Source organism: Pseudomonas sp. TE21394 (genome assembly GCF_054057835.1).
In genome coordinates, this window is sequence record NZ_JBSRZR010000001.1 from 812,418 (window position 1) to 838,424 (window position 26,007).

At 64.5% G+C, this 26,007-nt stretch carries 23 protein-coding genes; 9 read left to right on the plus strand and 14 right to left on the minus strand.

Going from position 1 to position 26,007, the window contains the following annotated elements:
• Positions 1-125: 125 nt before the first annotated feature.
• Positions 126-1,091, minus strand: coding sequence for a type II secretion system minor pseudopilin GspK (gene gspK, locus ACVWZT_RS03740; RefSeq protein WP_457468227.1), 966 nt, complete (start codon positions 1,089-1,091; stop codon positions 126-128).
• A 143-nt stretch (positions 1,092-1,234) separates the two neighbouring features.
• Between gspK and tatA the strand changes: the two genes are divergently transcribed.
• Genes tatA through tatC form a run of 3 tightly spaced genes read left to right on the plus strand, consistent with a single transcriptional unit; the run spans position 1,235 to position 2,507 of the window.
• Complete coding sequence (gene tatA / locus ACVWZT_RS03745) at positions 1,235-1,462, plus strand: twin-arginine translocase TatA/TatE family subunit (RefSeq protein ID WP_296230968.1); 228 nt, start codon at positions 1,235-1,237, stop codon at positions 1,460-1,462.
• Positions 1,462-1,749 carry a Sec-independent protein translocase protein TatB gene (gene tatB, locus ACVWZT_RS03750; protein WP_296230970.1) on the plus strand — a complete coding sequence of 96 codons (288 nt, stop codon included), beginning with the start codon at positions 1,462-1,464 and terminating at the stop codon, positions 1,747-1,749. Before tatA ends, tatB begins: the two co-directional genes overlap by 1 nt.
• Positions 1,746-2,507 (plus strand): twin-arginine translocase subunit TatC, encoded by a 762-nt coding sequence (tatC, locus tag ACVWZT_RS03755; RefSeq protein ID WP_457468229.1) that lies wholly within the window; start codon positions 1,746-1,748, stop codon positions 2,505-2,507. Before tatB ends, tatC begins: the two co-directional genes overlap by 4 nt.
• A 41-nt stretch (positions 2,508-2,548) precedes the next feature.
• Here the strand turns inward: tatC and ACVWZT_RS03760 are convergent, their stop codons facing one another.
• Both ACVWZT_RS03760 and purL read right to left on the minus strand, forming a co-directional pair.
• Positions 2,549-2,860, minus strand: a complete 312-nt coding sequence (locus ACVWZT_RS03760; RefSeq protein ID WP_457468230.1) for an NGG1p interacting factor NIF3 — start codon at positions 2,858-2,860, stop codon at positions 2,549-2,551.
• 3 nt (positions 2,861-2,863) lie between these two features.
• Positions 2,864-6,763, minus strand: a complete 3,900-nt coding sequence (gene purL, locus ACVWZT_RS03765; RefSeq protein ID WP_296230975.1) for a phosphoribosylformylglycinamidine synthase — start codon at positions 6,761-6,763, stop codon at positions 2,864-2,866.
• A 508-nt stretch (positions 6,764-7,271) separates the two neighbouring features.
• On the opposite strand from purL, the gene mltF reads away from it, so the two are divergent.
• Positions 7,272-8,729 carry a membrane-bound lytic murein transglycosylase MltF gene (gene mltF / locus ACVWZT_RS03770; protein WP_296230976.1) on the plus strand — a complete coding sequence of 486 codons (1,458 nt, stop codon included), beginning with the start codon at positions 7,272-7,274 and terminating at the stop codon, positions 8,727-8,729.
• Between the two features lie 11 nt (positions 8,730-8,740).
• On the opposite strand, the gene tadA is transcribed toward mltF, so the two are convergent.
• The 6 genes from tadA to ACVWZT_RS03800 all read right to left on the minus strand — a co-directional run bounded on the left by tadA (position 8,741) and on the right by ACVWZT_RS03800 (position 13,927).
• Complete coding sequence (gene tadA / locus ACVWZT_RS03775) at positions 8,741-9,220, minus strand: tRNA adenosine(34) deaminase TadA (RefSeq protein ID WP_170028477.1); 480 nt, start codon at positions 9,218-9,220, stop codon at positions 8,741-8,743.
• Complete coding sequence (locus tag ACVWZT_RS03780) at positions 9,220-10,602, minus strand: multicopper oxidase family protein (RefSeq protein WP_296230977.1); 1,383 nt, start codon at positions 10,600-10,602, stop codon at positions 9,220-9,222. Before ACVWZT_RS03780 ends, tadA begins: the two co-directional genes overlap by 1 nt.
• A gap of 89 nt (positions 10,603-10,691) precedes the next feature.
• Complete coding sequence (locus tag ACVWZT_RS03785; protein ID WP_457468232.1) at positions 10,692-12,164, minus strand: M48 family metalloprotease; 1,473 nt, start codon at positions 12,162-12,164, stop codon at positions 10,692-10,694.
• The gene (locus ACVWZT_RS03790; protein WP_457468233.1) at positions 12,161-12,826 is read right to left on the minus strand and encodes a hypothetical protein; all 666 of its coding nucleotides are present in this window, start codon (positions 12,824-12,826) and stop codon (positions 12,161-12,163) included. The genes ACVWZT_RS03785 and ACVWZT_RS03790 overlap by 4 nt, the downstream gene beginning before the upstream one ends.
• Positions 12,819-13,484 (minus strand): hypothetical protein, encoded by a 666-nt coding sequence (locus tag ACVWZT_RS03795; protein ID WP_349679066.1) that lies wholly within the window; start codon positions 13,482-13,484, stop codon positions 12,819-12,821. The genes ACVWZT_RS03790 and ACVWZT_RS03795 overlap by 8 nt, the downstream gene beginning before the upstream one ends.
• The gene (locus ACVWZT_RS03800; protein ID WP_457468235.1) at positions 13,481-13,927 is read right to left on the minus strand and encodes a hypothetical protein; all 447 of its coding nucleotides are present in this window, start codon (positions 13,925-13,927) and stop codon (positions 13,481-13,483) included. The genes ACVWZT_RS03795 and ACVWZT_RS03800 overlap by 4 nt, the downstream gene beginning before the upstream one ends.
• 176 nt (positions 13,928-14,103) lie before the next feature.
• Here ACVWZT_RS03800 and ACVWZT_RS03805 point away from each other — a divergent pair, with 176 nt between their 5' ends.
• A complete protein-coding gene (locus tag ACVWZT_RS03805; protein WP_457468237.1) occupies positions 14,104-15,048 on the plus strand; it encodes a helix-turn-helix transcriptional regulator in 945 nt (314 codons plus the stop codon).
• A gap of 65 nt (positions 15,049-15,113) precedes the next feature.
• On the opposite strand, the gene guaA is transcribed toward ACVWZT_RS03805, so the two are convergent.
• The 4 genes from guaA to ACVWZT_RS03825 all read right to left on the minus strand — a co-directional run bounded on the left by guaA (position 15,114) and on the right by ACVWZT_RS03825 (position 19,689).
• A complete protein-coding gene (gene guaA, locus ACVWZT_RS03810) occupies positions 15,114-16,691 on the minus strand; it encodes a glutamine-hydrolyzing GMP synthase (RefSeq protein ID WP_296230982.1) in 1,578 nt (525 codons plus the stop codon).
• Between the two features lie 78 nt (positions 16,692-16,769).
• Positions 16,770-18,239: an IMP dehydrogenase gene (guaB, locus tag ACVWZT_RS03815; protein WP_296230983.1), complete on the minus strand. Its 1,470-nt coding sequence runs from the start codon at positions 18,237-18,239 to the stop codon at positions 16,770-16,772.
• An 86-nt stretch (positions 18,240-18,325) separates the two neighbouring features.
• On the minus strand, positions 18,326-18,883 hold the full coding sequence (locus ACVWZT_RS03820) for a sugar ABC transporter ATPase (protein WP_457468239.1): 558 nt from the start codon (positions 18,881-18,883) through the stop codon (positions 18,326-18,328).
• 50 nt (positions 18,884-18,933) lie between these two features.
• Entirely contained in the window at positions 18,934-19,689 is a 756-nt protein-coding gene (locus tag ACVWZT_RS03825; protein ID WP_457468240.1) for a TSUP family transporter, read from the minus strand.
• A gap of 97 nt (positions 19,690-19,786) precedes the next feature.
• On the opposite strand from ACVWZT_RS03825, the gene ACVWZT_RS03830 reads away from it, so the two are divergent.
• From ACVWZT_RS03830 to leuA, 4 genes are all read left to right on the plus strand, one after another.
• Positions 19,787-20,665, plus strand: coding sequence for a LysR family transcriptional regulator (locus ACVWZT_RS03830; RefSeq protein ID WP_457468242.1), 879 nt, complete (start codon positions 19,787-19,789; stop codon positions 20,663-20,665).
• A gap of 113 nt (positions 20,666-20,778) precedes the next feature.
• Positions 20,779-22,158, plus strand: coding sequence for an exodeoxyribonuclease VII large subunit (gene xseA, locus ACVWZT_RS03835; RefSeq protein WP_457468243.1), 1,380 nt, complete (start codon positions 20,779-20,781; stop codon positions 22,156-22,158).
• A 3-nt stretch (positions 22,159-22,161) separates the two neighbouring features.
• Positions 22,162-22,989, plus strand: a complete 828-nt coding sequence (locus tag ACVWZT_RS03840) for a peptidoglycan DD-metalloendopeptidase family protein (protein ID WP_457468245.1) — start codon at positions 22,162-22,164, stop codon at positions 22,987-22,989.
• A gap of 409 nt (positions 22,990-23,398) precedes the next feature.
• Complete coding sequence (leuA, locus tag ACVWZT_RS03845; protein WP_296230994.1) at positions 23,399-25,072, plus strand: 2-isopropylmalate synthase; 1,674 nt, start codon at positions 23,399-23,401, stop codon at positions 25,070-25,072.
• Between the two features lie 240 nt (positions 25,073-25,312).
• Here leuA and ACVWZT_RS03850 read toward each other — a convergent pair whose 3' ends face one another.
• Positions 25,313-25,993 (minus strand): bifunctional 4-hydroxy-2-oxoglutarate aldolase/2-dehydro-3-deoxy-phosphogluconate aldolase, encoded by a 681-nt coding sequence (locus ACVWZT_RS03850; RefSeq protein WP_296230995.1) that lies wholly within the window; start codon positions 25,991-25,993, stop codon positions 25,313-25,315.
• Between the last annotated feature and the right edge of the window lie 14 nt (positions 25,994-26,007).

Below are 26,007 nucleotides of genomic sequence, written 5' to 3' on the forward strand. Positions count from 1 at the left end.
GTCAGCCTTGCGCTGGCTGTACCGGCCTTTTCGCGGGTAAACCCGCTCCCACAGGTACTGCACAGGGTTAAAAAACCGTGCGGTCCCTGTGGGAGCGGGTTTACCCGCGAAGAGGCCGGTGAATACTACCAAACCATCGGCTCGCGGCTACGCACCCGCACCTGCTGCGCCGGCACCCGGGCATGCCACTGCACCACCCCCAGCGCCTCCACCTGGAACTCGCTGCGTATCACCCGCCCCTCCTCCGCGAAGGACAGCTGCAACAGGTAATAGCCGCTGTTCAACAGCAACCCTTCGCTCAGCCGCTCGAACGTCTCGTCATCCACCGCCCCCAGCGCCTGGCGCAACGCGGCGGCATCCACATAGCCGGACGCCGGCCGGCCGCTGACGATACGGCTCAGCAGCGAGCGTGGATAACGCCCTTCGTACAGCGCCTCCAGCAAGGGCAGATGCTCCAGCCCCAGGGCATTGGCATTCAGCCGCCAACCGGTTGTCTGCGGCAAGGCACACAACATGGGGTAACGCCCTTGGCGGCCGGCATCCGGCGCCAGCAACAGGTTCAGTTCGCTGGTGTCCAGCATCGGTTGGTTGGCCGCCAGCCGCGCAGGTTGCTGGCGCAGGTACTGGGCACTCTCGGCGCCTTGCAGGCGGGTGTCGTTATCGGCATCGAGCCAGTCGGCCAGGGCATCGACCAGGCGTTCGGCGGCAATGTCATTGCCCAGCAGGTAACGCAACTGGCGCTCGGCGCGTTCACCATCGGCACCGAGCAAGGCATTGACGTTGAAGCAGGTGTGCAGGTCGCGCACCCTCAGCTGCGCCTGGCCGGCGGCAAAGTCGTAATTCAACGGCTGCCCACGCAAGGCCTGCCAGAACAGCGGACTGAGCCGCCAGGCGGGGTCACGCAGGGCCTGCCCGGCATAGGCCAGGCCTGCCTGTTCCATGGCCCGCGCCTGTACCCGCTGGTGCAGCAGGCGCACCTCGTCGACCTGACGGCGGCCATCTTCCACCAGCCAGGCCATGCCCGCAGCCAGCATGGCCAGTACCACCATTACCATCAGCAGGGCCGCGCCCCGCTGTTGCCTGCCACCCATTCATGCACACCCACAAGCGAATGAAAACGCCAGTCAACACGTCAGGTGTTGCAGGTAGATGGCAGCAGCCGTTCGTCATGTGCCCGTCATCTACACAAGGCACGATTGCCCTTCCTTTTCATGACCTTACAGGAGTGGTCGCAATGGGTGGCATTGGAATCTGGCAACTGGTGATCGTACTACTGATCGTGTTCCTGCTGTTTGGTACCAAGCGCCTCAAGGGCCTGGGTAGCGACGTGGGCGAGGCGATCCAGGGCTTTCGCAAGTCCATGGGCAGCGACAACGACGCCAACGCGGCTGGCCGCACGCAGGTGCCGCAATGCCCGCTGACAGGCCAGGCGGCACAACAGCACACGGACCCCCAGGCCTGATGTTCGAGGTAGGTTTCAGCGAACTGTTGCTGGTAGGCGTCGTCGCACTGTTGGTGTTGGGTCCGGAACGCCTGCCGCTGGCGGCACGTACCCTCGGCCGTGGTCTGGGCCGGGCGCGTCGGGCCATGCAGGCCTTGCGCGCGCAGGTGGAACGGGAGATCGAGCTGCCTGGCTTCGATAACGCGCCCCTGCAGCGCCTGGAGCAGGAGCTCCGCCAGGGCGTCCGCCTCAGCGCAGATTCCACCAATGGAGCGGCCACGACACAGCCAGGGAGAATGCCTGAATGAGCATGGCAATGGACCCGACGGCCAGCATGCCGCTGACCGAACACCTGCGCGACCTGCGCAAGCGCCTGGTGCGCTGCCTGGGGCTGGTCGCGCTGATGTTCGCCGGCCTGTTCCCCTTCGCCCAGACGCTGTACACCCTGATATCCGAACCGCTGCGACGCTTTTTGCCGGAAGGCGCAAGCATGATCGCCACCAGCGTCACTTCGCCGTTCCTGACGCCGTTCAAGCTGACTGCGATGTGCGCGCTTTTCGTCGCCATGCCGCTGCTGCTGCACCAGGCCTGGGGGTTCATGGCGCCCGGGCTGTATCGCCGCGAACGGCGCATTGCCCTGCCGTTGCTGGTGTCGAGTATCGTGCTGTTCTATGCCGGCATGGCCTTCGCGTTCTTCCTGGTGTTCCCGATGATGTTCGGCTTCTTTGCCAGCGTGACGCCAGAAGGCGTAGCGATGATGACCGACATCAGCCAGTACCTGGACTTCATACTGGCGCTGTTCCTGGCGTTCGGGCTGGCCTTCGAGATCCCGGTGGCGACCTTCATCGTGGTCTGGGTGGGGTTGGCCGATGTGCCGACATTGCGCCGTAGCAGACCCTACGTGATCGTTGGCTGCTTTGTGGTGGGGATGATCCTGACGCCGCCGGATGTGTTTTCGCAGACCATGCTGGCGGTGCCGATGTGGCTGCTGTTCGAGGCGGGGCTGCTGGCTTGCGCCTGGTTGAAGCGGCCTGAGCCAGGCAAGGCGATTGTGGCTGATTTGTAGGGCCCTTTCGCGGGCTTGCCCGCGAAGAGCCTTGATGCGGACTAGAACTCGGCTAGCCGCCAGACCTCGTAGGCTGGCGTCTCGTACGGGTGGCTCTGCCGGAGTGCAGCGACGACCTGGGCAATCAGCTCGTCGGCGACCACCAGCTCCACCTTCCACTCCTCCACCACCTCGACCTGGCCGGTTTGCCCGAGGAACGGCTGGCTGCCGTCCAACGGGCGGAACTGGCCCTGGCCCAGGGTTTGCCAGGCGCAGTGATCATAGTCGCCGATGCGCCCGCCACCCGCGGCGAACACAGCAGCCTTGACCACTTCGACGTGGCTGGCAGGGACGAAGAAGGCGAGCTTGTACACGCCTTAGTTCACCCACACCCGGGCATTACGGAACATACGCATCAGCGCGGCATCTTCCTGCCACTCGTCCGGGCGCCAGGAGTTCTGCACGGCGCGGAACACGCGCTCCGGGTGCGGCATCATGATGGTCACACGGCCGTCGCGACTGGTCAGGCCGGTGATACCACGCGGCGAGCCGTTCGGGTTGGCCGGGTAGGCTTCGGTGACCTTGCCGTGGTTGTCGACGTAGCGCAGGGCCACGCAGCCGGACACATCTGCAGCCAGCAGCGCCTCTTCGCTGGCGAATTCGGCATGACCTTCACCGTGGGCGATGGCGATCGGCATGCGCGAACCGGCCATGCCCTGCAGGAAGATCGAGTTGGACTTCTGCACCTCGACCATGGCCACGCGCGCCTCGAACTGCTCCGAGCGGTTGCGCACGAAGTGCGGCCAGTACTCTGTGCCCGGGATCAGCTCGTGCAGGTTGGACATCATCTGGCAGCCGTTGCACACGCCCAGGGCGAAGCTGTCGGTACGCTCGAAGAAGGCCTGGAAGGCGTCGCGGGCGCGGCTGTTGAACAGCGCCGACTTGGCCCAGCCTTCACCGGCACCCAGCACGTCGCCGTAGGAGAAGCCGCCGCAGGCGACCAGGCCCTTGAACGCTTCGAAGTCAACACGGCCGGCCAGGATGTCGCTCATGTGCACGTCGATGGCAGCGAAGCCGGCGCGGTCGAAGGCGGCAGCCATCTCGACCTGGCCGTTGACACCCTGCTCGCGCAGGATGGCCACTTGCGGGCGAATGCCTTTCTTGATGTACGGCGCGGCGATGTCGTCGTTGACGTCGAAGCCCAGTTTCACCGACAGGCCCGGGTTGTCTTCCTCGAGCAGCAGGTCGAATTCCTGGTCGGCGCAGTCGGCGTTGTCGCGCAGGCGCTGGATCTGGTAGCTGGTTTCAGCCCACTGGCGCTGCAGCATGCGGCGGTCGTCGTCGAACAGCACTTCGCCGTTCAGGCTGATGGACACTTCACCGTTGTTGACCGGCTTGCCGATCACCGCGACGCATTCTTCGCCCAGGCCAGCGGCGCTGAACTGTGCCAATACGTCCGGGGTGGCATCCTGGCGAACCTGGATGACCGCGCCCAGCTCTTCGTTGAAGAGAATGGCCGGCACGTCGGCCTTGCTGTCGGTCAGCGGGTCGAGGTGCAGGTCGAGGCCGCAGTGGCCGGCGAAGGCCATTTCCAGCACGGTGGTGACCAGGCCGCCGTCGGAACGGTCATGGTAGGCCAGCAGGTGACCGTCGGCGTTGAGGCCCTGGATCACCGCGAAGAACGCCTTCAGGTCCTCGGCATCGTCGACGTCCGGAGCCTCGGCGCCGAGCTTGCCGTAGGTCTGGGCCAGGATCGAGGCGCCCATGCGGTTCTTGCCGCGGCCCAGGTCGATCAGAATCAGGTCGGTCTCGCCCTTGTCCATGCGCAGTTGCGGGGTCAGGGTGCTGCGGATGTCGACCACCGGGGCGAAGCCGCTGACGATCAGCGACATCGGCGCGGTGACGCTCTTCTCGACACCGTCCTCGCTCCACTTGGTCTTCATCGACATGGAGTCCTTGCCGACCGGAATGGTCAGGCCCAGCTCCGGGCACAGCTCCATGCCGACAGCCTTGACGGTGTCGTACAGGCGGGCGTCTTCACCGGGGTGGCCGGCAGCGGACATCCAGTTGGCCGACAGCTTGATGTCGGAGAGTTTTTCGATACGCGCGCCAGCCAGGTTGGTGAGTACCTCGCCAATGGCCATGCGGCCCGATGCCGGGGCGTCCAGCAGGGCCAGCGGGGTGCGCTCGCCCATGGCCATGGCTTCACCGGTGTAGACATCGAAGCTGGTGGCGGTGACGGCGCAGTCGGCCACCGGTACCTGCCACGGGCCGACCATCTGGTCGCGTGCCACCAGGCCGGTGATGGTGCGGTCGCCGATGGTGATCAGGAAACTCTTGCTGGCCACGGCCGGGTGGCTGAGCACGCGCTGTACGGCGTTGTCCAGGTCCAGCTGGCTCGGGTCGAAGTCATCGCCCAGCTCGGCTTCGCGGGTAACCGAACGGTGCATGCGCGGCGGCTTGCCCAGCAGCACGTCCAGCGGCATGTCCACCGGGGTGTTGCCGAAGTGGCTGTCGGTAACGGTCAGGTGCGGCTCTGCGGTGGCTTCGCCGACAACCGCGAACGGGCAGCGCTCGCGCTCGCAGATGGCCTGGAAGCGCTCGAAGTCCTCGGCGCTGACGGCCAGCACGTAACGTTCCTGCGACTCGTTGCTCCAGATTTCGTGCGGGGCCATGCCCGGCTCGTCATTGGGCACGTTGCGCAGTTCGAAGCGGCCACCACGGCCACCGTCGTTGACCAGCTCGGGGAAGGCGTTGGAGATACCGCCAGCGCCAACGTCATGGATGAAGGCGATCGGGTTCTTGTCGCCCAACTGCCAGCAACGGTCGATCACCTCCTGGCAGCGGCGCTCCATTTCAGGGTTTTCGCGCTGTACCGAAGCGAAGTCGAGGTCAGCCGAGCTGGCACCGGTGGCCACCGAGGAAGCGGCGCCGCCGCCCAGGCCGATCAGCATGGCCGGGCCACCGAGCACGATCAGCTTGGCGCCGACGGTGATCTCGCCCTTCTGTACGTGGTCTTCACGGATGTTGCCCATGCCGCCGGCGAGCATGATCGGCTTGTGGTAGCCGCGCACTTCTTCACCGCGCGGGGTGTTGATGGCCTGCTCGAAGGTGCGGAAGTAGCCGGTCAGGGCCGGGCGACCGAACTCGTTGTTGAATGCGGCGCCACCCAGCGGGCCTTCGACCATGATGTCGAGGGCATCGACAATGCGCCCTGGCTTGCCGTAGTTCTGTTCCCACGGCTGTTCGAAGCCAGGGATGCGCAGGTTGGATACGGTGAAACCGGTCAGGCCAGCCTTGGGCTTGGCGCCACGACCGGTGGCACCTTCGTCGCGGATTTCGCCGCCCGAGCCGGTGGAGGCACCGGAGAACGGCGCGATGGCGGTCGGGTGGTTGTGGGTTTCCACCTTCATCAGGATGTGCACCGGCTCCTGCACTGCGCCGTACTGGCGGGTTTCAGGGTTCGGGAAGAAACGGCCGGCCACGTTGCCGACGATCACCGAGGCGTTGTCCTTGTACGCAGACAGCACGCCTTCGCTGTGCATCTGATAGGTGTTCTTGATCATGCCGAACAGGCTTTTTTCCTGGGCCTGGCCGTCGATGTCCCAACTGGCGTTGAAGATCTTGTGGCGGCAGTGCTCGGAGTTGGCCTGGGCGAACATCATCAGTTCGATGTCGTTCGGGTTACGCTTGAGGCCCTGGAAGGCATTGACCAGGTAGTCGATCTCGTCTTCGGCCAGGGCCAGGCCCAGGTCGATGTTGGCCTTGGCCAGGGCGTCACGGCCACCGGCCAGGATGTCCACCGAGGTCATCGGCCTGGGCTGGGCGTGGCTGAACATGTCAGCGGCCTGCTCCAGCTGGCCGAGCACGCGCTGGGTCATGCGGTCGTGCAGTTCGGCAGCGATCAGCTCGGCATCGGCGGCGCTCAGGTCGCCGGCGACGTAGTAGGCAATACCGCGCTCGAGGCGCTGGATGGCCTGCAGGCCGCAGTTGTGGGCGATGTCGCTGGCCTTGCTGGCCCACGGCGAAATCGTGCCCAGGCGCGGTACGACCAGGAACAGGCGGCCGCTCGGCTCCTGTACCGGCACGCTCGGGCCGTACTTGAGCAGACGGCCCAGCACCTGCTGCTGGTCGGCGGTCAGCTCGCCGTCGACATCGGCGAAGTGGGCAAATTCGGCATACAAACCAGTAACAGCGGGGACTTTCTGGCTCAGTTGCTCGAGTAATTTACCGTGGCGAAAGGCAGAAAGGGCAGGAGCGCCGCGCAGGATCAACATCGTCGGGACAGCCTCAGGAAGGGGTGTGCTTAGAGGCCGTGCATTCTAGCCTAATTCGAAGGGTTTCGGCACCCGCTCTAAGCCACGACTGCCGGGCGGTGGAACCGGACTTCGGGGTCAGATTTCCAAGGGCTCGGCATGACAGATTCAGCGCCTGTGAGATCGAGCGCCGCCCGCGCGGCGCTTCGCGGGGCAAGCCCGCTCCCACATGTATCTCCTGCCGCCATTGGCGCTCGGTCCCTTGTTTGTACGACGCGATATTGAAAGGGACAAACAAGGGACCGCGCGCCGATACCTCAGGAATAACTGGCCCTAAACAAATGTGGGAGCGGGCTTGCCCCGCGAAGCGCCGCGCGGGCGGCGCTCGATCTCACAGGCGCTGAATATCTTGAGGCGGGCACCCTGAGGCCTTCACGCAATCCCCCCACCCCACCACACAACCCGCTACCAGACAAGCTAACAGTTGTCGAGATATGGCTGTGCCAGTCCTTTGCGTATACTGCAACCTATGTTCGCCCACACTGCTTTGCGCCAGCGTTGCGCCAGATGGCTTTTCGCAACCGGACTCTTTCTGCTGCTCGGTGCCTGCGTTGAAAAACCCAGCACCCTCGAGCGCGTGAAGGAGGATGGCGTGCTGCGCGTGATCACCCGCAACAGCCCGGCCACCTACTTCCAGGACCGCAACGGCGAAACCGGCTTCGAGTACGAGCTGGTCCAGCATTTCGCCGATGATCTCGGCGTGAAGCTGCAGATCGAGACCGCCGACAACCTCGACGAGTTGTACGACGCCCTCGGCAAGCCCTCCGGCCCGGTGCTGGCGGCGGCCGGCCTGGTCAGCAGCGAACGGCGCCAGGCCCAGGTGAAATATTCCCACCCCTACCTGGAAGTGACGCCCCAGGTCATCTACCGCAACGGCCGCCCGCGCCCCACCGACGCCAAAGGCCTGGTCGGCAAGAAGATCATGGTGCTCAAGGGCAGCAGCCATGCCGACCAACTGGCCGAACTGAAAAAACAGTACCCGGGCCTGGAATACGAAGAATCCGATGCCGTCGAGGTGGTCGACCTGCTGCGCATGGTCGACGAAGGGCAGATCGACCTGACCCTGGTCGACTCCAACGAGCTGGCAATGAACCAGGTGTACTTCCCCAACGTGCGGGTGGCTTTCGACCTGGGCGACACCCGCGACCAGCGCTGGGCGGTAGCCGCAGGCGAGGACAACAGCCTGCTCAACGAGGTCAACGAATTCCTCGACAAGGCGCAGAAGAACGGCACCCTGCAACGCCTGAAGGACCGCTACTACGGGCATGTCGACGTACTCGGCTATGTCGGCGCCTACACCTTCGCCCAGCACCTGCAGCAGCGTCTGCCAAAGTACGAGAAGCACTTCAAGAGTTACGCCAAGGTCGAGCAGGTCGACTGGCGCCTGCTGGCGGCCATCGGTTACCAGGAGTCGATGTGGCAGCCGGAAGTCACCTCCAAGACCGGCGTGCGTGGCCTGATGATGCTGACCCAGCGCACCGCCCAGGCAATGGGCGTGTCCAACCGACTGGACCCGAAACAGAGCATTCAGGGCGGCGCCAAGTACTTCATGAAGATCAAGCAGGAGCTCGACGACAGCATCCAGGAACCGGACCGCACCTGGTTCGCCCTGGCCGCCTACAACGTCGGCACCGGCCATCTGGAAGACGCCCGCACCCTGGCCAAGCGCGAGAAGCTCAACCCGAACAAATGGCTGGACGTGAAGAAGATGCTGCCGCGCCTGTCGCAGAAGCAGTGGTATCGGCAAACCAAGTATGGCTACGCCCGCGGCGGCGAACCGGTGCATTTCGTGGCCAACATTCGCCGTTACTACGACATCCTTACCTGGGTGACCCAGCCGCAGCTCGAAGGCCAGGTGGCCGAGGGCAACCTGCATGTACCCGGGGTGAACAAGGACAAGCCGGCGGAACAGTCGCCGCCGATGTAGTCCGCTACAGGTCAACCCTTGGCCCGGCGCGCCCTGAAGAACTCCGTCAGGATCTGCCCGCATTCTTCGGCCAGCACCCCGCCCTCCACCATCACCCGATGGTTCAGGAAGCCCTGCCCGAAGAACTGCCCCTGGCTCTGCACGATCCCCGCCTTGGGTTCCAGCGCACCGTACACCACGCGCATGACCCGCGAATGCACGATCAGCCCCGCACACATGCTGCACGGTTCCAGGGTCACGTACAGGGTGCTGCCAGGCAGTCGGTAATTGCTGGCCGACCTGGCCGCCGCCCGGATCGCTACCATCTCGGCATGCGCGCTGGGGTCGCTGTCGATGATCGGCCGGTTGAAACCCTGCCCGATGACCTGGCCATGTTGCACCAGCACCGCGCCCACCGGTACTTCGCCCAGCGCCGCCCCCTCGGCGGCCAGGGCCAGGGCCAGGCGCATGAATTCCTGATCGCGGCTGCGGTCGATGATCTGCGGGCGCATCAGACCACCGCGATCGCGGCCATCAGGCCGGTTTCCATGTGGTCGATGACGTGGCAGTGGAACATCCAGGTGCCCGGGTTATCCGCCACCAGCGCCACCTGGGCGCGCTCGTTCCGGCCCAGCAGGTAGGTGTCGGTGAACCACGGCTCCTTGATGTCGTGGCGGTTCGAGGCGATTACCTTGAAACTCATGCCATGCAGGTGGATCGGGTGCTGGTACTGGGTCATGTTCTTCAGCTCGAAGATGTAGCTTTTGCCCCTCTTCAACGTGGCGATCGGCCGTTCCGCGCAGGTCTTGTCGGTGATGTCCCAGGCCTGGCCGTTGATCTGCCACATGCTCGAGGGCTTGTCTTGGTCTGTACTGACAGAAACCTTGGCCGCCCATTCGAAATTGAAGTTGAGCTTTTCGGCGTTCTCCAGGTCCGGTTCGGCAATCGGGTTGGGCGGCAGTGCCGGCGGCCAGTCCCCTGGTGCATCACTGCTGGGCACCGAACGCAGCGTGCCCAGGCGGACAAAGCCGTCCCGCAGGGAAATCTCCTCGCCCGCCTGGGGAATGCGGATAGCCAGGCAGATGCGCATGCCCGGGCCAAGCCAGTAATCGTCGTCCAGCGGCCGAGGCGTCACCGGGTTGCCGTCAAGGGCATAGACCATTGCCTCGCAATTGCCCTTGAGGTTGATGCGGTAGGTCCAGGTGTTGTCCAGGTTCAACAGGCGTACACGCACCACTTGCCCGGCCGGCAGCTCGGTGACCGAATCAGCCTGGCCATTGATGGTGATCAGCCGCCCGGCGGTGCCGTTGCGCGCGGCCTCGCGGGGGATGCTGAACGGCAGCCAGGCGCCCTGCTCGTCCACATGCCAGTTCTTCAGGCTCAGCGTGCGCTCATGGCGGAACCCGGTGGGTTCGCGCTCCTCGACGATCAGCGGGCCGACCAGGCCGCGTCCCAGCTCCTCGGAGCTGCTGACATGCGGGTGGTACCAGTAGCTGCCGGCATCCGGCACGCGGAACTTGTAGTCGAAGTACTCACCCGGCTTGACCGGCAGTTGCGACACATAAGGCACGCCGTCCATTTCCAGCGGCAGGCGAATGCCATGCCAGTGGATGGTGGTTTCCACCGGCAGGTGGTTGATGAAGCGCACCCGCAGCCAGGTGCCCTGGCGCACGCGCAGCTCGGTGCCTGGGGCCGAGGGGCCGAATGCCCAGGCCTCGGTCTTGAACCCCGGCACCAGTTCCACGTCCAGCGGTGCGGCGATCAGTTGGTAATCATGCCCGGCATTGTCGTCCTCGACCCGGCCCAACCAGTAACGCGCCGCGCCCCCGGCGCCCAGGCCAACCACAACCAGGCCGGTCAGGCCCTTGAGCATTTGTCGACGGGTGAAGGACATTGGTGCGGGTACCTCATGTTCTGCGCAATCAAGCTGCCAGCATGGCTGGCGATGAAGGGCGAATACGATACACCTGCAAATGGGAAATATTAAGTGAAGTCTCTGGCAACGCCGCCCGCAGCCTTGCCATCGGCGCTGCCGCCGGGGGCCAGGCAAAGCTCGTTGAACCACCGCTGGTCATCGCTGGACGGCGCGCGCAAGGCCGCCTGCAGCAATTGCGGGTCGAGCAGGATGTTCAGGTTCTGCAAGCGCGTGGCGGTGTCAGGGTGGGTATCGAACGGGTGGGTAATGGTCAGCGCCAGCGCCTCTTCGCCCAGTTGCAACGGGGTGCGTTGCAAGTGCAACGCCAACGCCTGCGGCAGACCTTCGCCACCGCGAGCGTTCAGTAACCCATCGATCACCCTACCCAGGGCAATGGCCCGCAGCAGCGCCTGGACGAACAGCTTCGGCCCACCGACCTCGGCACCCGCCCGGTCGGCCAGCAATTCCTGCGCCCGCCCCCAGTGGTGCACCGCGACCTGGAAATGATGCAGGAACTGGCCGGCCATCCACAGGACCGGGCGCACAGCCCAAGGCGGGGCGCTGTCGGCGCCAAGCATGGCCTGATAGTGCGCGCACATCAGGCTGAAACGTGCACAGGTTTCGCTGCCTCGCTCGGTGTCACGGCGGCGGAAATGGCCCAACTCATGGCCGATCAGCGAGGCCGCCTCCGCCTGGCTCATGGCCGCCAGGCATGGCAGCGGCAGATACAAGGTCCGCCCGCTGAGCTGCGTCCCGCTGGGCTGCAGCACGACAGGCACGCAGGTGACGAAAAAGCCTTGGTCAAGCCCGACCACGATATGGTCGGGCACAGGCGCATGCAGTTGCGCAGCCAAGCCTTCGACCCAGCGCCACAGCGCCGGCGCCGCCTGCCTGTGGAGCTGCCGGCCAAGAAAGCTTGCACTTGGCGCGCCCATGCCCGGCCATTGTTGGCGCAATCGCCAAAAGGTGCGCATGCACACGAGGAGCACAGACGTCAGCGGCAGCACCACGATCAGGACGGTCAGGCCGCCTTGCGCCATATGGCTCAGCCCGAAGCTGGTCTCATAGAGCAATGACAGGCTCAGCGAGCCCGCGAGCAGGACCAGGTAGGCACTCAGCCAGCGGCCCAGCGCCAACCAGCTGGCGCTCATCCGGCCGTACAAGTAATGTGCCGAGCGCAGCGCCCGCCAGGCGTCGACTTTCAGCCGGAGCCAGGCGCCGACACCGGTGAACAAAGCCCCCAGTGCCAACCAGCCGCTGAGGCCGGCCATCCATTCGCGTACGCCCAGCCAGTGGCGGTCGGCGTCGAGCACAGCCAGCTGCGCCTGCAGCGCTTCTCGCCTGTCGAGCCGCCCGTTGAGCTGCTTGCGCGCGGCCCAAGGCAGGCTTTGCAGCAAGGCATCGCTGGGTGCAGCCAGCCATTGGCGGATGACCTGTGCCTGCTCCTGCGCCGTGTCGGCGCGCCAAAGTTGCACCTGACCCCAGCCGTACAGCGCCAGCGGTAGCAACAGCAGGGCCAAGCCCCAGCCCAGGCGCCTCATCCGGCCGTTGCACCCAGCCGCGCCACGCCCGGAAACAGCTGCGCCAGGCTACGCCTGGCCTGGGCCGCCTGCACATAGGCGTAAAGCAGATCCACCAGTTCCTGCAGGCTCGCGCGACGCCCGCCCACGACGGGCGTGCACAACCACAGGCTGACCCGCAAGCCGCCCGCGATGGCCACCGCGTCAGGCGAGGCCAGCGCCTTGAAACAGGCCGGCGCCAGGTTTGGCGCGTGACTGAACGCCGACACGGTAAAGATCAGCCGGGTGGTGAAATACCCCTGCTCGACCTCGAAGCCATCAAAGCCATGCAGGGGTGTCGGTGCCTGCGCGTTGGCAAAGCACAGCGTATCGGGTGTCACGCTCAGCGCCCGCTTGCCGTGCCGGCGATGGAGCACGGCGGCGCAAGCCAGCGCCGCCACCCCGGCGCCGGCCAGGGCAAGGCCGAAACCAGACATCAGCCAGGTGACACCGCTGCTGGCATTGGCACTGAACTGCAGCGCCAGGGCGATCAGCCACGCCCCCAGTCCGCCGAGCAACAGGCCAATCACGGCGCAGGCCAGCGCCTTGCCGAGCGAGTGCTCCAGCAGTTCGAAGCTGTCGGTGGGGCCGTCGGCCTGCGCCTGCAGGTACGCCAGGTGAGCTTCGCGTTCGGCGTTATCCATCAGCCTGCAGCAGCTCCAGTTGCCGTTGTGCATGCGCCGCATTGCGGTAGGCTGCCAGCACCGCCAGCACTTCTTCGTTATCCAGCTTGCGCCCGTTGCTGGCCAGGCCGGCGGACATGATGCGGATCTGCGGTCGCGGTTTTTTCAGCACCATGGCCTGGTTACCGAAGAACTGCAGCTTCACCACATGGTGCTTCGGCAAGGCGGCTTCGCTGCTCATCTCCAGCGTCTGCACCATGACCAGCCCTTCATCCTTGACCGAAATATCCTCCACTTCCGCCAGGTCCACCGGCGCATCCAGCGTATCGACAAACAACTGCCTGCGGGTCAGGCGCATGAATACCTGGGTACCGGCATTGCGGTGTTGCCAAGTCACTGCCGCAGCGATCAGGGTTATGAAGACACCGGCTGCGACCGCCCCCAAGCGTTCCGGGTTGAAAGTGACAGCCGTGATAATCAGAGAGCCCAGCAACAGTATCGGCCCCCACACCCGGTAACGCCGGGAGTTGGTGAACTCGCTCTGCTCGGGCACGCGCTCGATCACCTGCTTGAGCTCGGCAATCACCCGGTCGCGCTGGGCGGCCCGGGTATGCTCGTAGTCCTGGCCGAGCGAGCCGGACAGGTCAGACAACGGGTCGGTGAATTCGCCCATGGTCATTGCCCCTCCTGGTTCTGTGCCGCCAGGTAATCGGTAAGAAATGCCTGCGCATTACCCTGCTGCGACAGCTCTTGCGAATAGCCGACTTGCAGCGCTTGCGCCTCGCCCGGCAGGTAGAGTTCGCCCCCCCAGCTGCCCTGGACGATCAGGACGACGAATTTCTTGCCATCCACGGTGGTGGAATAACGGGTATCCCGGCTGGTCTTCTCCACCTGCATTTTCTGGATGCGCATGTTCCAGTCGTGATCGACGCCTTCAACCTGCACCAGCGCCTCGTTGGCGGCGCGTTCACCAATGCGCAGCGTCCATACCTTGGCCCCTTGCGCGCCCGTGTAAGCCACCACCTGGTCGGCCACTTGCGGCCGTTGTTCAGCGTGAGCCTGGCTCAGCCACAGGGTGAGCGATGCCACCAGCAGGGCTGCGAATTTGCGATAAGCGAGCATGTTTTTTCATCCTGGATTGGAACAAACGCACATTGAAATAAGCCTCGTCCGCGCTGCCAACCCCGCTGACCGGTTCGCACAACAAACAGCGCCTTGCGCACAATGGCTGTCGCTGAATGTGTGCACGCGTTACCATTTCCGGCCATGCCGCCCTCAGCCAAGGATGCGAAGCGCACATGCGATCAAACAGCCCCTACCTCGACACCGCCTTTTCCTTCGACAGCCCCGGCTCACTTGCCGAGGCCGGGGTGCTGGATGCGCGCAGCGCGCGGGTGATGGGCAGCGCGACCGGCCATTATCAGGCACAGACGGTGCACGGCGGGTTGCAGTACTTCGACTGCAACCTGCAGTTCCCCGAGCCGTTGAGGATCGACAAGGTGCTGCCACAGAGCCTGTGTTTCGTGCAGGTATTCGACGGCGCGTGGCAGCACAAGATCGATGGCCAGCTCAACAGCTATGCCCCTGGCCGGTTGCACATGCTGGGCCTGGGTGAAACCCTGGAAGCGCAGGACCAGTTACCTGCCAACAGCCACGCCCGCATGGCCGGGGTTCGTCTTGCCGGTGAGTACCTGCTCGAACTGGTCCGCGACGACGTGCAGCTGAAGCCGCTGCTGGCACTGTCCGCCGATGGCATGCGCTTCGACCAGTTGCCGCAATGGCCAACGGTCAGCCGCCTGTTCCAGCAGATGTACCTATCGCCCTACTCAGGCGGGCTCCGGCGCCTGCATTGCGAAAGCCTGAGCCTGGCCATCGTGCTGGAGCTGGCCAACCACCTCATTGGCCACCGGTTCACCGGGACAACCCGGGACCGGGGGTGGCGCGACCTGGCCATCGAAGCGCGCCGTCAGCTCGATGCCAACCTGAGCGCCGCACCGACGGCTGCAGCCCTTGCCCGCCAGCTGGGTGTGAGCGAGACCACCTTGCGCCGCGCGTTCAGCCAGGAATTTGGCCGCTCGATCCTGCAATACGTGCGGCAACAGCGCCTGGAACTGGCCCGTGCCCTGCTGCAGGAACGTCGCTGGCAGGTCTCGCAGATTGCCTATCATGTTGGCTATGCCAACCCGGCGAACTTCTGCCATGCCTACAAGGCATACTTCGGGCACTCGCCCGGGGCCGAGTAGAGTTGCCCGGATAAAAAGAAACGGGCCTGCAATGCAGGCCCGTTTCGTTCAACCGCGAGGCGGGATCATTCCCACTCGATGGTTGCCGGCGGCTTGCTCGACACGTCGTAGGTAACGCGCGAGATACCTTCGATTTCGTTGATGATACGGCCGCTGACGGTTTCCAGCAGCTCGTACGGCAAGTGCGCCCAGCGCGCGGTCATGAAGTCCACGGTTTCAACGGCACGCAGGGCCACGACCCAGGCGTAGCGACGGCCATCGCCGACGACACCCACCGACTTGACCGGCTGGAACACCACGAAGGCCTGGCTGGTCTTGTGGTACCAGTCCGCCTTGCGCAGTTCTTCGATGAAGATGTGGTCAGCGCGACGCAGCAGGTCGGCGTATTCCTTCTTCACTTCACCGAGGATACGCACGCCCAGGCCTGGGCCCGGGAATGGGTGGCGGTAGACCATGTCGTACGGCAGGCCCAGCTCCAGGCCGATCTTGCGCACTTCGTCCTTGAACAGTTCACGCAGCGGCTCGACCAGCTTGAGGTTCATTTCCTCCGGCAGGCCACCCACGTTGTGGTGCGACTTGATCACGTGGGCCTTGCCACTCTTGGCGCCAGCCGACTCGATCACGTCCGGGTAGATGGTGCCCTGGGCAAGGAACTGGATGTTCTCCAGCTTGCTGGCTTCGGCATCGAACACGTCGATGAAGGTGCGACCGATGATCTTGCGCTTCTTCTCCGGGTCGGCTTCGCCGGCCAGGTTGTCGAGGAACTGCTTTTCAGCATCGGCGCGGATCACCTTGACGCCCATGTTCTCCTTGAACATGGCCATTACCTGGTCGCCTTCGTGCAGGCGCAGCAGGCCGTTGTCGACGAATACGCAGGTCAGCTGGTCGCCGATCGCACGGTGCAGCAGTGCGGCAACCACCGAGCTGTCGACACCGCCGGACAGGCCCAGCAGCACGTTGGCCGAACCGACTTGCTCACGTACCTGGGCGATGGCGTCTTCAACGATGTTGGAAGGCGTCCACAGGGCTTCGCAGCCGCAGATGTCCTGCACGAAGCGGGACAGGATGCGACCGCCCTGCTTGGTGTGGGTCACTTCCGGGTGGAACTGAACGCCGTAGTAACCACGCGCGTCGTCGAACATGCCGGCGATCGGGCAGCTCGGGGTGCTGGCCAGTACGTGGAAGTTGCCCGGCATCTGGGTGACCTTGTCGCCGTGGCTCATCCACACGTCCAGGCCCAGCAGGCCGTCGGGGTCGATGTGGTCTTCGATGCCGTCGAGCAGGCGGCTCTTGCCGACCACGTCCACGCGCGCATAGCCGAATTCACGCAGGTCGGAACCTTCGACCTTGCCGCCCATCTGCTCGGCCATGGTCTGCATGCCATAGCAGATGCCCAGCACCGGAACGTTGAGGTCGAACACGGCCTGCGGGGCACGTGGGCTGTTGGCTTCGTGGACCGACTCGGGGCCGCCGGCGAGGATGATGCCGCGCGGGTTGAATGCACGGATCGCTTCATCGTCCATGTCGAACGGGTGCAGTTCGCAGTACACGCCGATTTCGCGCACGCGGCGGGCGATCAGCTGGGTGTACTGGGAACCGAAATCGAGGATCAGGATGCGGTGAGCGTGAATGTCGAGGGCCATGACTCAATCTCGTCAGTGGAAATCGGAAACGACGCGGGGCTGTCGTGACAGCCCCGCTAACAGGTATTGCCGGAAGCCTCAGCCTACGCGGTAGTTAGGGGCTTCTTTGGTGATCTGCACGTCATGCACGTGGGACTCGGCCATGCCGGCACCGGTGATGCGCACGAACTCCGGCTTGGTGCGCATCTCTTCGATGGTCGCGCTGCCGGTGTAGCCCATGGACGAACGCAGGCCGCCCATCAGCTGGTGGATGATCGCGGCCAGGGCGCCCTTGTAGGGAACACGGCCTTCGATGCCTTCCGGCACCAGCTTCTCGGCACCGGCCGAGGAGTCCTGGAAGTAGCGGTCGGACGAGCCTTGCGCCTGTGCCATGGCACCCAGCGAGCCCATGCCGCGGTAGGCCTTGTAGGAACGGCCCTGGAACAGTTCGACTTCACCCGGGGCCTCTTCGGTACCGGCGAACATCGAACCCATCATCACGCACGAAGCACCGGCGACGATGGCCTTGGACAGGTCACCGGAGAACCGGATGCCGCCGTCGGCGATCAGCGGCACGCCAGTGCCCTCCAGTGCTGCGGCGACGTTGGCGATGGCGCTGATTTGCGGCACGCCGACACCGGCAACGATACGGGTGGTGCAGATCGAGCCTGGGCCGATACCGACCTTGACGGCATCGGCGCCGGCTTCGGCCAGGGCCTTGGCCGCAGCGCCGGTGGCGATGTTGCCGCCGATCACCTGCACTTGCGGGTAGTTCTCCTTCACCCAGCGAACGCGGTCGATAACGCCTTTGGAGTGACCGTGGGCGGTGTCGACAACCACCACGTCAACGCCGGCGGCAACCAGGGCGGCAACGCGCTCGCCGGTATCCTTGCCGGTACCGACGGCGGCGCCGACGCGCAGGCGACCCTGGTCGTCCTTGCTGGCCAGCGGGTAGGCCTTGGCCTTTTCGATGTCCTTGACGGTCATCATGCCCTTGAGGTTGAACTTGTCGTCGACGATCAGGACCTTTTCCAGGCGGTGCTTGTGCAGCAGCTCGCGGACTTCGTTCTTGTCGGCGCCTTCGCGGACAGTGACCAGACGCTCTTTCGGCGTCATCACGTCGCGAACCTTGGCCTCCAGGCGGCTTTCGAAGCGCACGTCACGGGAGGTGACGATACCGACCAGATCACCATTGGCCAGCACCGGAACACCGGAGATGTTGTTCAGGCGGGTCAGGTCGAACAGGTCGCGCACGGTGGCATCGGCGTCGATGGTGATCGGGTCCTTGACCACGCCAGCCTCGAACTTCTTGACCTTGCGGACTTCGCTGGCCTGCTGCTCGATGGTCATGTTCTTGTGGATGATGCCGATACCGCCTTCCTGGGCCATGGCAATGGCCAGGCGCGCTTCGGTCACGGTATCCATGGCGGCGGAAACCAGCGGAATGTTCAGCTCGATGCCGCGGGTCAAACGGGTCTTGAGACTGACTTCATTGGGCAGTACCTCGGAATAGCCAGGTACAAGGAGGATATCGTCGAAGGTCAGGGCTTCTTGGCTGATACGCAGCATCGCGGGGGCTCCCGGGCGGGAAAAATGGAAGCGCGCCATTATACTCATGCACGGCGCGCCGCTCAATGCAAAATAAGGGCCTTCGGTCAGCCTCGTGGCAGTTTTACCTGTACCACCGCCACCGGCTGGTCGAGCCAGTCGGCGAAGCTGTCGAGAAAGGCCGGGGTGAACCCGGCCTCGCCCCAGTTGTTGAAGATGAACCCGAGGTTGGAAAAGGCACATGGCTGCAAGAAAATGAAGCCATTGATGTCGTCTTCGAAGCCGCACAGCGGGCAGGTGAAGTTGTCGCTAACCGCCGGCATCCATTCTTCCAGGCTTTCGAACAGCGGCTCCCCTACCTCGCGTCGGCACTCCGGGCAACCGGCTTCTTCGAGAAAACCTTCGGTGGGCGTATAGATGCAGCGCTTGAGCATCACTTCCAGGCCGTTGACCGGCTCGCCGAAGGGCAGTCTTTCCGGGTGCAGGGCCACTTTGCGGGCGCCTTCGGCCAAGGCATGGCCCATGCGGTTGCCGGTACGACCACAGGTGGTCAACTGCTCTTCGACGACCTTTTCGCGCACCAGCCAGCGCAGGATGGCGCGGGCCCGGGCTTCGTGCACCGGGACAGTGGACAGTTTGGGAACGATGATGCTCTGGGTGTTCATGAACGGGGCAAGCCTGAAAACTGCGGTTGTGCTGCAATTCTACCGCCTGCTCAGGTACTCAGGTAGCGACCGATCAGCGCCAGGCCGCTGGCCAGCACCAGCCAGGTGACCAGGCGCACGAAGGCTTCATGGGACAGGCGCTGGGTCAGCCTGCGACCGGCCCAGAGCCCGGCGCCCATTACCGGCAGCAGGCAGGCGGCGAGCAGCAGCAGGCTCTGGTCGGCATACACGCCGGCGACCAGGAACAGCGTCAGGCGCACCACGGTGCTGCAGCTGATCAACGCGCTCTGGGTGGCGCGGACCTGCTCCTTTGCCTCCAGCCGCGCACTCAGGTACAGCGCGTAGAGGAAGCCGCCGCTGCCGAACAACGCGCCGAACATTCCGCCGGCAGTGCCCATCGGCGCCGCCCACAAGCCGGACAGACTGGCCGGCCGCACCTTCACTGCCAGCCCGTACAGCGCATAGGCGGTCACGAACAGCCCCATCAGCAGCAGTAGCAGGTCGGACTTCAGCTGCAACAGGAACACCACGCCCAGCGTGCAACCGATGGCCATGAACGGCAGCAACCGCAGCAGCTCGCCGCGCACCACGTCGCGGCGCGAGGGCAGCAGGTTGCCGAAGGCGGCGACGAAGTCGAGCAGCACCAGCAACGGGATGACCCGCGACAACGGCATGAAGTGGATGAGGATCGACCCAGCCACCAGCGCGGTGCCGAACCCGGCAATGCCGAAGACGATGTAGGCGGCGCCTACACCAAGCAGGACGGGTAGCCAGTCGAGGCCGGAAAACGACAATTGCGTGAGCATGGCAGCAGTTCCAGGAAGGACAGGCAAAGGTTAGCCAGCCATGAGTCATGCCGACTAATATGGCTTTATCGCCACAGCCATCTCGAAAAGGCATGACATGACGTCGATCCGCCAGTTGCGTTACTTCGTGGAAATCGCCGAGTGCGGCAGCTTCAGTGCAGCGGCCGAACGGCTGTACATCGCTCAGTCGGCACTGAGCCGGCAGATCAAGGAGCTGGAACAGCAATTAGGCACTCCGCTTTTCGAGCGCACGGCACGCCTGCCACGCCTGACATCGGCTGGCCAGGTTTTCCTGCACCGGGCGCGCCGGCTGCTGGCGGAACTGGCGCAGGCCGAGCGGGTAACCCGCGACATTGGCGAGGGGCGGCAAGGCAGCCTGCGCCTGAACCACTCCAGTACGGTGCCGCTGAGCGGCCTGCTGCTGGCTCGCCTGGGCAGCTACCTCAGCGGCAATCCGGGTATTTCGCTGGAGATCGCCCAGCAATCGTCGGAGGCGCAGCTGGAGGATATCGCTGCGGGGCGGCTGGATGTTGGCCTGCTGCGCTTGCCGGTACTGCGCCAGCATGAAGGGGTAATGCTGCAGGAACTGTTCAGTGAGCCCCTGCTGCTGGCGGTCGCCGCCGGGCATCCCCTGGCCAGCGCGGTACAGGTGAAGCTGGAGCAGTTGCGCGAGGAGCGCTTCATTTCCATCCCGCACCGCGACCGTGGCGGGCTGAGCTACCTGTCGGCTTCGTTGTGCATGGCGGCAGGTTTCTTTCCGCAGGCGGCGCAGGTGCTGTCGCGCAAGACCACGCAGTTGCAGTTGATACAGGCGGGCTTCGGGGTGGCGTTGTTGCCGGAATGCATGCGTGAGATTGCGCCGGCGTCGGTCAGTTTTGTTGCTTTGGAGGGCGGCTGCAAGAGCACTGTGGCGCTGGCTTGCCGGCGAGATGCGGGGCAGATGGTTAGTCAGTTCGTGGCGGCGATGCGGGGTTGATGGCACCGGCTACGCTGGTGTTCTTGGTTAAACCCGCTCCCGCAGGGCTTGCGCGAATCCGACCACGAGGCCGGGACAGACAACCGGGGCCGATGTCCTTTATGATGCCGGGCATGATCAGAGACCCCTTTGAACGACTCGGCCTGGACCGCGAGGTCCTCACCGTCAGCCAACTCAACGGCCGCGCCCGCGTGCTGCTGGAAGACGTGTTCCGCAGCGTGTGGGTGGAAGGCGAGATCTCCAACCTCGCCCGCCCGGCGTCCGGCCACATGTACTTCACCCTCAAGGACAGCGGCGCGCAAGTGCGCTGCGCGCTGTTCCGGCAGAACGCCACGCGGGTGCGCCAGGCCCTGCGCGACGGCCTGGCGGTGCGGGTACGTGGCAAGGTGTCGTTGTTCGAGGGTCGCGGCGACTACCAGCTGATCCTCGATACCGTCGAGCCGGCCGGCGACGGCGCCTTGCGCCTGGCCTTCGAGGCGCTGAAGGAAAAGCTCGGCGCCGAAGGCCTGTTCAGCACCGAACGCAAGCAGCCGCTGCCCGCCCACCCGCAGCGCATCGGCATCATCACCTCGCCCACCGGCGCGGTGATCCGCGACATCATCAGCGTGTTCGGCCGCCGCGCCCCGCAAGTGGAACTGAACCTGATCCCCACCGCCGTGCAGGGTCGCGAAGCGATTGCCCAGATCGTGCGCGCCATCCGCCTGGCCGACAGCCTCGGTTTCGATGCGCTGATCCTGGCCCGGGGTGGCGGCTCGCTGGAAGACTTGTGGTGCTTCAACGAAGAAGCCGTGGCGCGGGCCGTGGCGGCTTGCGTCACGCCGATCGTCAGCGCCGTGGGCCATGAAACCGATGTCTCGATCAGCGACTTCGTTGCCGACGTGCGCGCCCCCACGCCGTCGGCCGCCGCGGAGCTGCTGGCGCCCGACAACAGCGGCTTGCAGCAGCGCCTGGATGGTCTGCAGCGGCGCCTGCTGCTGCGCATGCAGAACCGCCTGACCCACGACCGCCTGCGCCTCGAATCGCTGACCCGGCGCTTGCGTCACCCGGGCGAGCGCCTGCGCCAGCAGGCACAGCGCCTGGATGACCTGGACATGCGTTTGCGCCGGGCGTTCATGCTCAGCCTCAACAAGCGCCACGAACGCCTGGCCCGGCTGGATACCCGCCTGGCTGCGCAGCACCCCGGGCGCACCCTGAAGCTGCTGGGCCAGCGCCTGGACAGCCTGGCCGAACGCCTGCCGCGGGCCATGCGCGAGGTGCTCAAGGACCGCCGCCAGCGCTTCCAGGCCCAATTGCAGACGCTGCAGGTGGTCAGCCCGCTGGCCACCCTCGCCCGCGGCTACAGCATCCTGCTGGACGAGCAGGGCCGGGCTATCCGCAGCGCGCAGCAGACCCGCAACGGCCAGCGCCTGACCGCCCGCCTCAACGAAGGCGAGCTGTCGGTGCGGGTCGAAGACAACTACCTGACCCCGGTCACCCTCTCACTACTGGACTGACACATGCCTCGCCTGCTCGCGCCCCTGCTTGCTCTTTCCCTCCTGCTGCTGGCCGGCGGCGCCCAGGCCAGCTATATCACCCGCACGCTGAACAAGCCGGTACCCGGCGGCGTTGCAGTAGTCGACCTCGGCCCCGCCGCCAGCGCACCGCACGCCCGCTTCGACGGCAAGCCGGTGCTGGTGGTTAAGGAGCAGGACAACTGGCTGGCCATCGTCGGCATCCCGCTGACCCAGAAACCGGGTACTGCGCTGCTGAGCCAGGGCGACCGCACCCTGCCGTTTACCGTCGGCAGCAAGAAGTACCCCGAACAGCGCATCACCCTGAAGAATACCCGCCAGGTCAACCCGAACCCGGACGACCTCAAACGCATCGACCGCGAGCTGGCCGAGCAGATCGCGGCCTACCGCAGCTTCAGCCCGGTCCTGCCGAGCAACCTGATCCTCGACAAGCCGGTCAATGGCCCGCTGTCGAGCAAGTTCGGCGTGCGGCGCTTCTTCAATGGCGAAGAACGCAACCCGCATGCCGGGCTGGATTTCGCGGTGCCGGCAGGTACACCGATCAAGACCCCGGCCAATGGCAAGGTGATCCTGGTGGGGGACTATTTCTTCAATGGCCGCACCGTGTTCGTTGACCATGGGCAGGGCTTCATCAGCATGTTCTGCCACATGTCGAAGATCGACGTGCAGGTGGGCCAGCCACTGCGCCGGGGTGACGTGGTCGGCCGGGTAGGCTCTACCGGGCGGGCTACCGGGCCGCACATGCACTGGAATGTCAGCCTGAATGATGCGCGGGTGGACCCGGCGATTTTCATTGGGGCATTCCAGCCCTGAGCCTCGTATTGCCTGGGGCGGGTAAACCCGTTCCCACTGCAATCGCCGCCTGTGAACGCGGGTCTACCCGGGAAGAGGACGGCACTGCCAGATCGATTTTCACTGTGTTGCGCCTTCTAAATATACTGCGCAAAAATAAACACGCCACACAGAAAAACCTGAAATAAAATCTCGCGAAATAGCTTTTTTTAAGCATTCCTCTCAATTTTTTCTGAACGCTTGCCATCCCCCACCCCACTGGTTAGGGTTGAGGGCATGAAAACCTTCAGCACCCTCATCCTGCTCCGACAACATTGCAGCCTCTGCCTGGTCAGCGCCCGACTACCAGGCTGAATCGCGTCGCCTCGCCCATTCATCTCGTTATCGCTCGGCAGGCCCGATCTCGGCCGCACACAAAAGGATTGCTTCCATGACCATGCTCAAAGACCCTTCGAAGAAATACCGTGCTTTCCCGACCATCGACCTGCCTGACCGTACCTGGCCGTCGAAGACCATCACCGCCGCGCCGATCTGGTGCAGCTCCGACCTGCGTGATGGCAACCAGTCGCTGATCGAGCCGATGGATTCGGAGAAGAAGCTGCGCTTCTGGAAGACCCTGGTGCAGGTAGGCGTGAAGGAAATCGAAGCCTCGTTCCCGTCTGCTTCGCAAACCGATTTCGACTTCGTGCGTACGCTGATCGAAGACGGCCACATCCCGGACGACACCACCATCCAGGTGCTTACCCAGGCCCGTGAAGACCTGATCGCCCGCACCTTCGAGTCGCTGCGCGGCGCGAAGAAGGCCATCGTCCACCTGTACAATGCCACCAGCCCGTCGTTCCGCCGCATCGTCTTCAACCAGGACAAGCAAGGCGTCAAGGACATCGCGGTGAACGCGGCCAAGCTGTTCGTCAAATATGCCGCGCAGCAGCCGGAAACCCAGTGGACCTTCCAGTACTCGCCGGAAACCTTCAGCGCCACCGAAATGGAGTTCGCCAAGGAAGTCTGCGACGCGGTCATCGAAGTATGGAACCCCACGCCTGAGCACAAGATCATCCTCAACCTGCCGGCCACCGTGGAAGTCTCCACGCCGAACGTGTACGCCGACCAGATCGAGTGGTTCTGCCGCAACATCAGCCGTCGCGACAGCGTGATCATCAGCCTGCACTGCCACAATGACCGTGGCACCGGCATCGCCGCCACCGAACTCGGCCTGATGGCCGGCGCCGACCGCGCCGAAGGCTGCCTGTTCGGCAACGGCGAACGCACCGGCAACGTTGACCTGGTGACCCTGGCGTTGAACCTCTATACCCAGGGCATCGACCCGCTGCTGGACTTCTCCGACATCGATGGCGTACGCAAGGTGGTCGAAGAGTGCAACCAGTTGCCGGTGCACCCGCGTCACCCGTACGTGGGCGATCTGGTCCACACCGCCTTCTCCGGCTCGCACCAGGATGCCATCCGCAAGGGCTTCGCCAAGCAACAGGAAGGCGAGCTGTGGGAAGTGCCGTACCTGCCGATCGACCCGGCCGACATCGGCCGCAGCTATGAAGCGGTGATCCGCGTCAACAGCCAGTCGGGCAAAGGCGGTATCACCTACCTGCTCGAGCAGGAATACGGCATCAGCCTGCCGCGCCGCATGCAGATCGAATTCAGCCAGGTGGTGCAAGGTGAAACCGACCGCCTGGGCCTGGAAATGACTGCGCAGCAGATCTACAACCTGCTGCACAAGGAATACCTCCAGGCCAACGCGCCGTATGCACTGGTCAGCCACCGCCTGCAGGAAGAGAACGGCCACAGCGCCGTGGAAGTGGAAGTCGCCGGCGAAGGCGAGACCACCCTGCACTGGCGCGGTAAGGGGAATGGCGCGCTGGAAGCCCTGGTAGCCGGCCTGCCGATTGCCGTCGAGATCATGGACTACAACGAACATGCGATTGGCGCGGGCACCAACGCCAAGGCTGCTGCCTACATCGAGCTGCGCGTGGCCGGTGGCCGCCCGGTGCATGGCGTGGGTATTGATGAAAACATCACTACCGCCAGCTTCAAAGCCCTGTTCAGCGCACTGAACCGCTCGCTGAGCCAGCAGGAAGCCAAGGCGGCCTGAGCCTTGGTGTGAGGAATGAAGAAGCCCGCATCGTTTGATGCGGGCTTTTTTGTACGCCTGTGCTGGCCTCTTCGCGTGCAAACCCGCTCCCACAGGAATTGCACAAGGCCTGAAAGCGCTGCATCCCATGTGGGAGCGGGTTTACCCGCGAAGAGGCCGGCACAGGCAATGCAAAAACCTCAGGCGAAAAAAAGGGGCGCCGACCAAGCGCCCCACAAGCCGTAAAAGCACACAACAAATTCAGTTGGCGTCCAGCAGCGCGATCGCCTCCGCACTGCACGCCTCGATCCGCGCCCAGTCGCCGTTCTTGATCCAGCTGCTGTCGAGCATCCAGGTGCCCCCTACACACATCACATTCGCCAGCGCCATGTAGTTGCGCACATTGCCTGGGTTGACCCCGCCGGTCGGGCAGAAGCGAATGTCGCCGAATGGGCCGCCAAAGGCCTTGATAGCCGCTACGCCGCCGCAGATTTCCGCCGGGAACAGCTTGAAACGGCGATAACCCAGGGCGTAGCCCATCATGATTTCGGATGGCGTGCTGATGCCCGGCAGCAACGGGATCTCGCTGTCTACGCCTGCTTCGAGGATGTCCTGGGTAATGCCGGGGGTGACAACGAACTGCGCTCCGGCAGCTTCAACTGCCGCGAACATGCGGCGATCGAGCACGGTGCCGGCACCGACACAAAGCTCCGGGCGCTGCTCGCGCAATACCTGGATGGCTTTAAGGCCATGCTGGGAGCGCAAGGTCACCTCCAGGGTACGGATACCGCCGGCGGCCAGGGCATCAGCCAAGGGCAGGATGTCGTCCTCGCGGGCGATGGTGATCACCGGCAGGATGCGCGCCTTTTCGCAAATGGCATCGATCCGTGCGGCTTTATCGGCCATCGAGAGCTTGGGCTGTGGGCGTTCGAGGGTGGTCATGACTGTGGATCCTT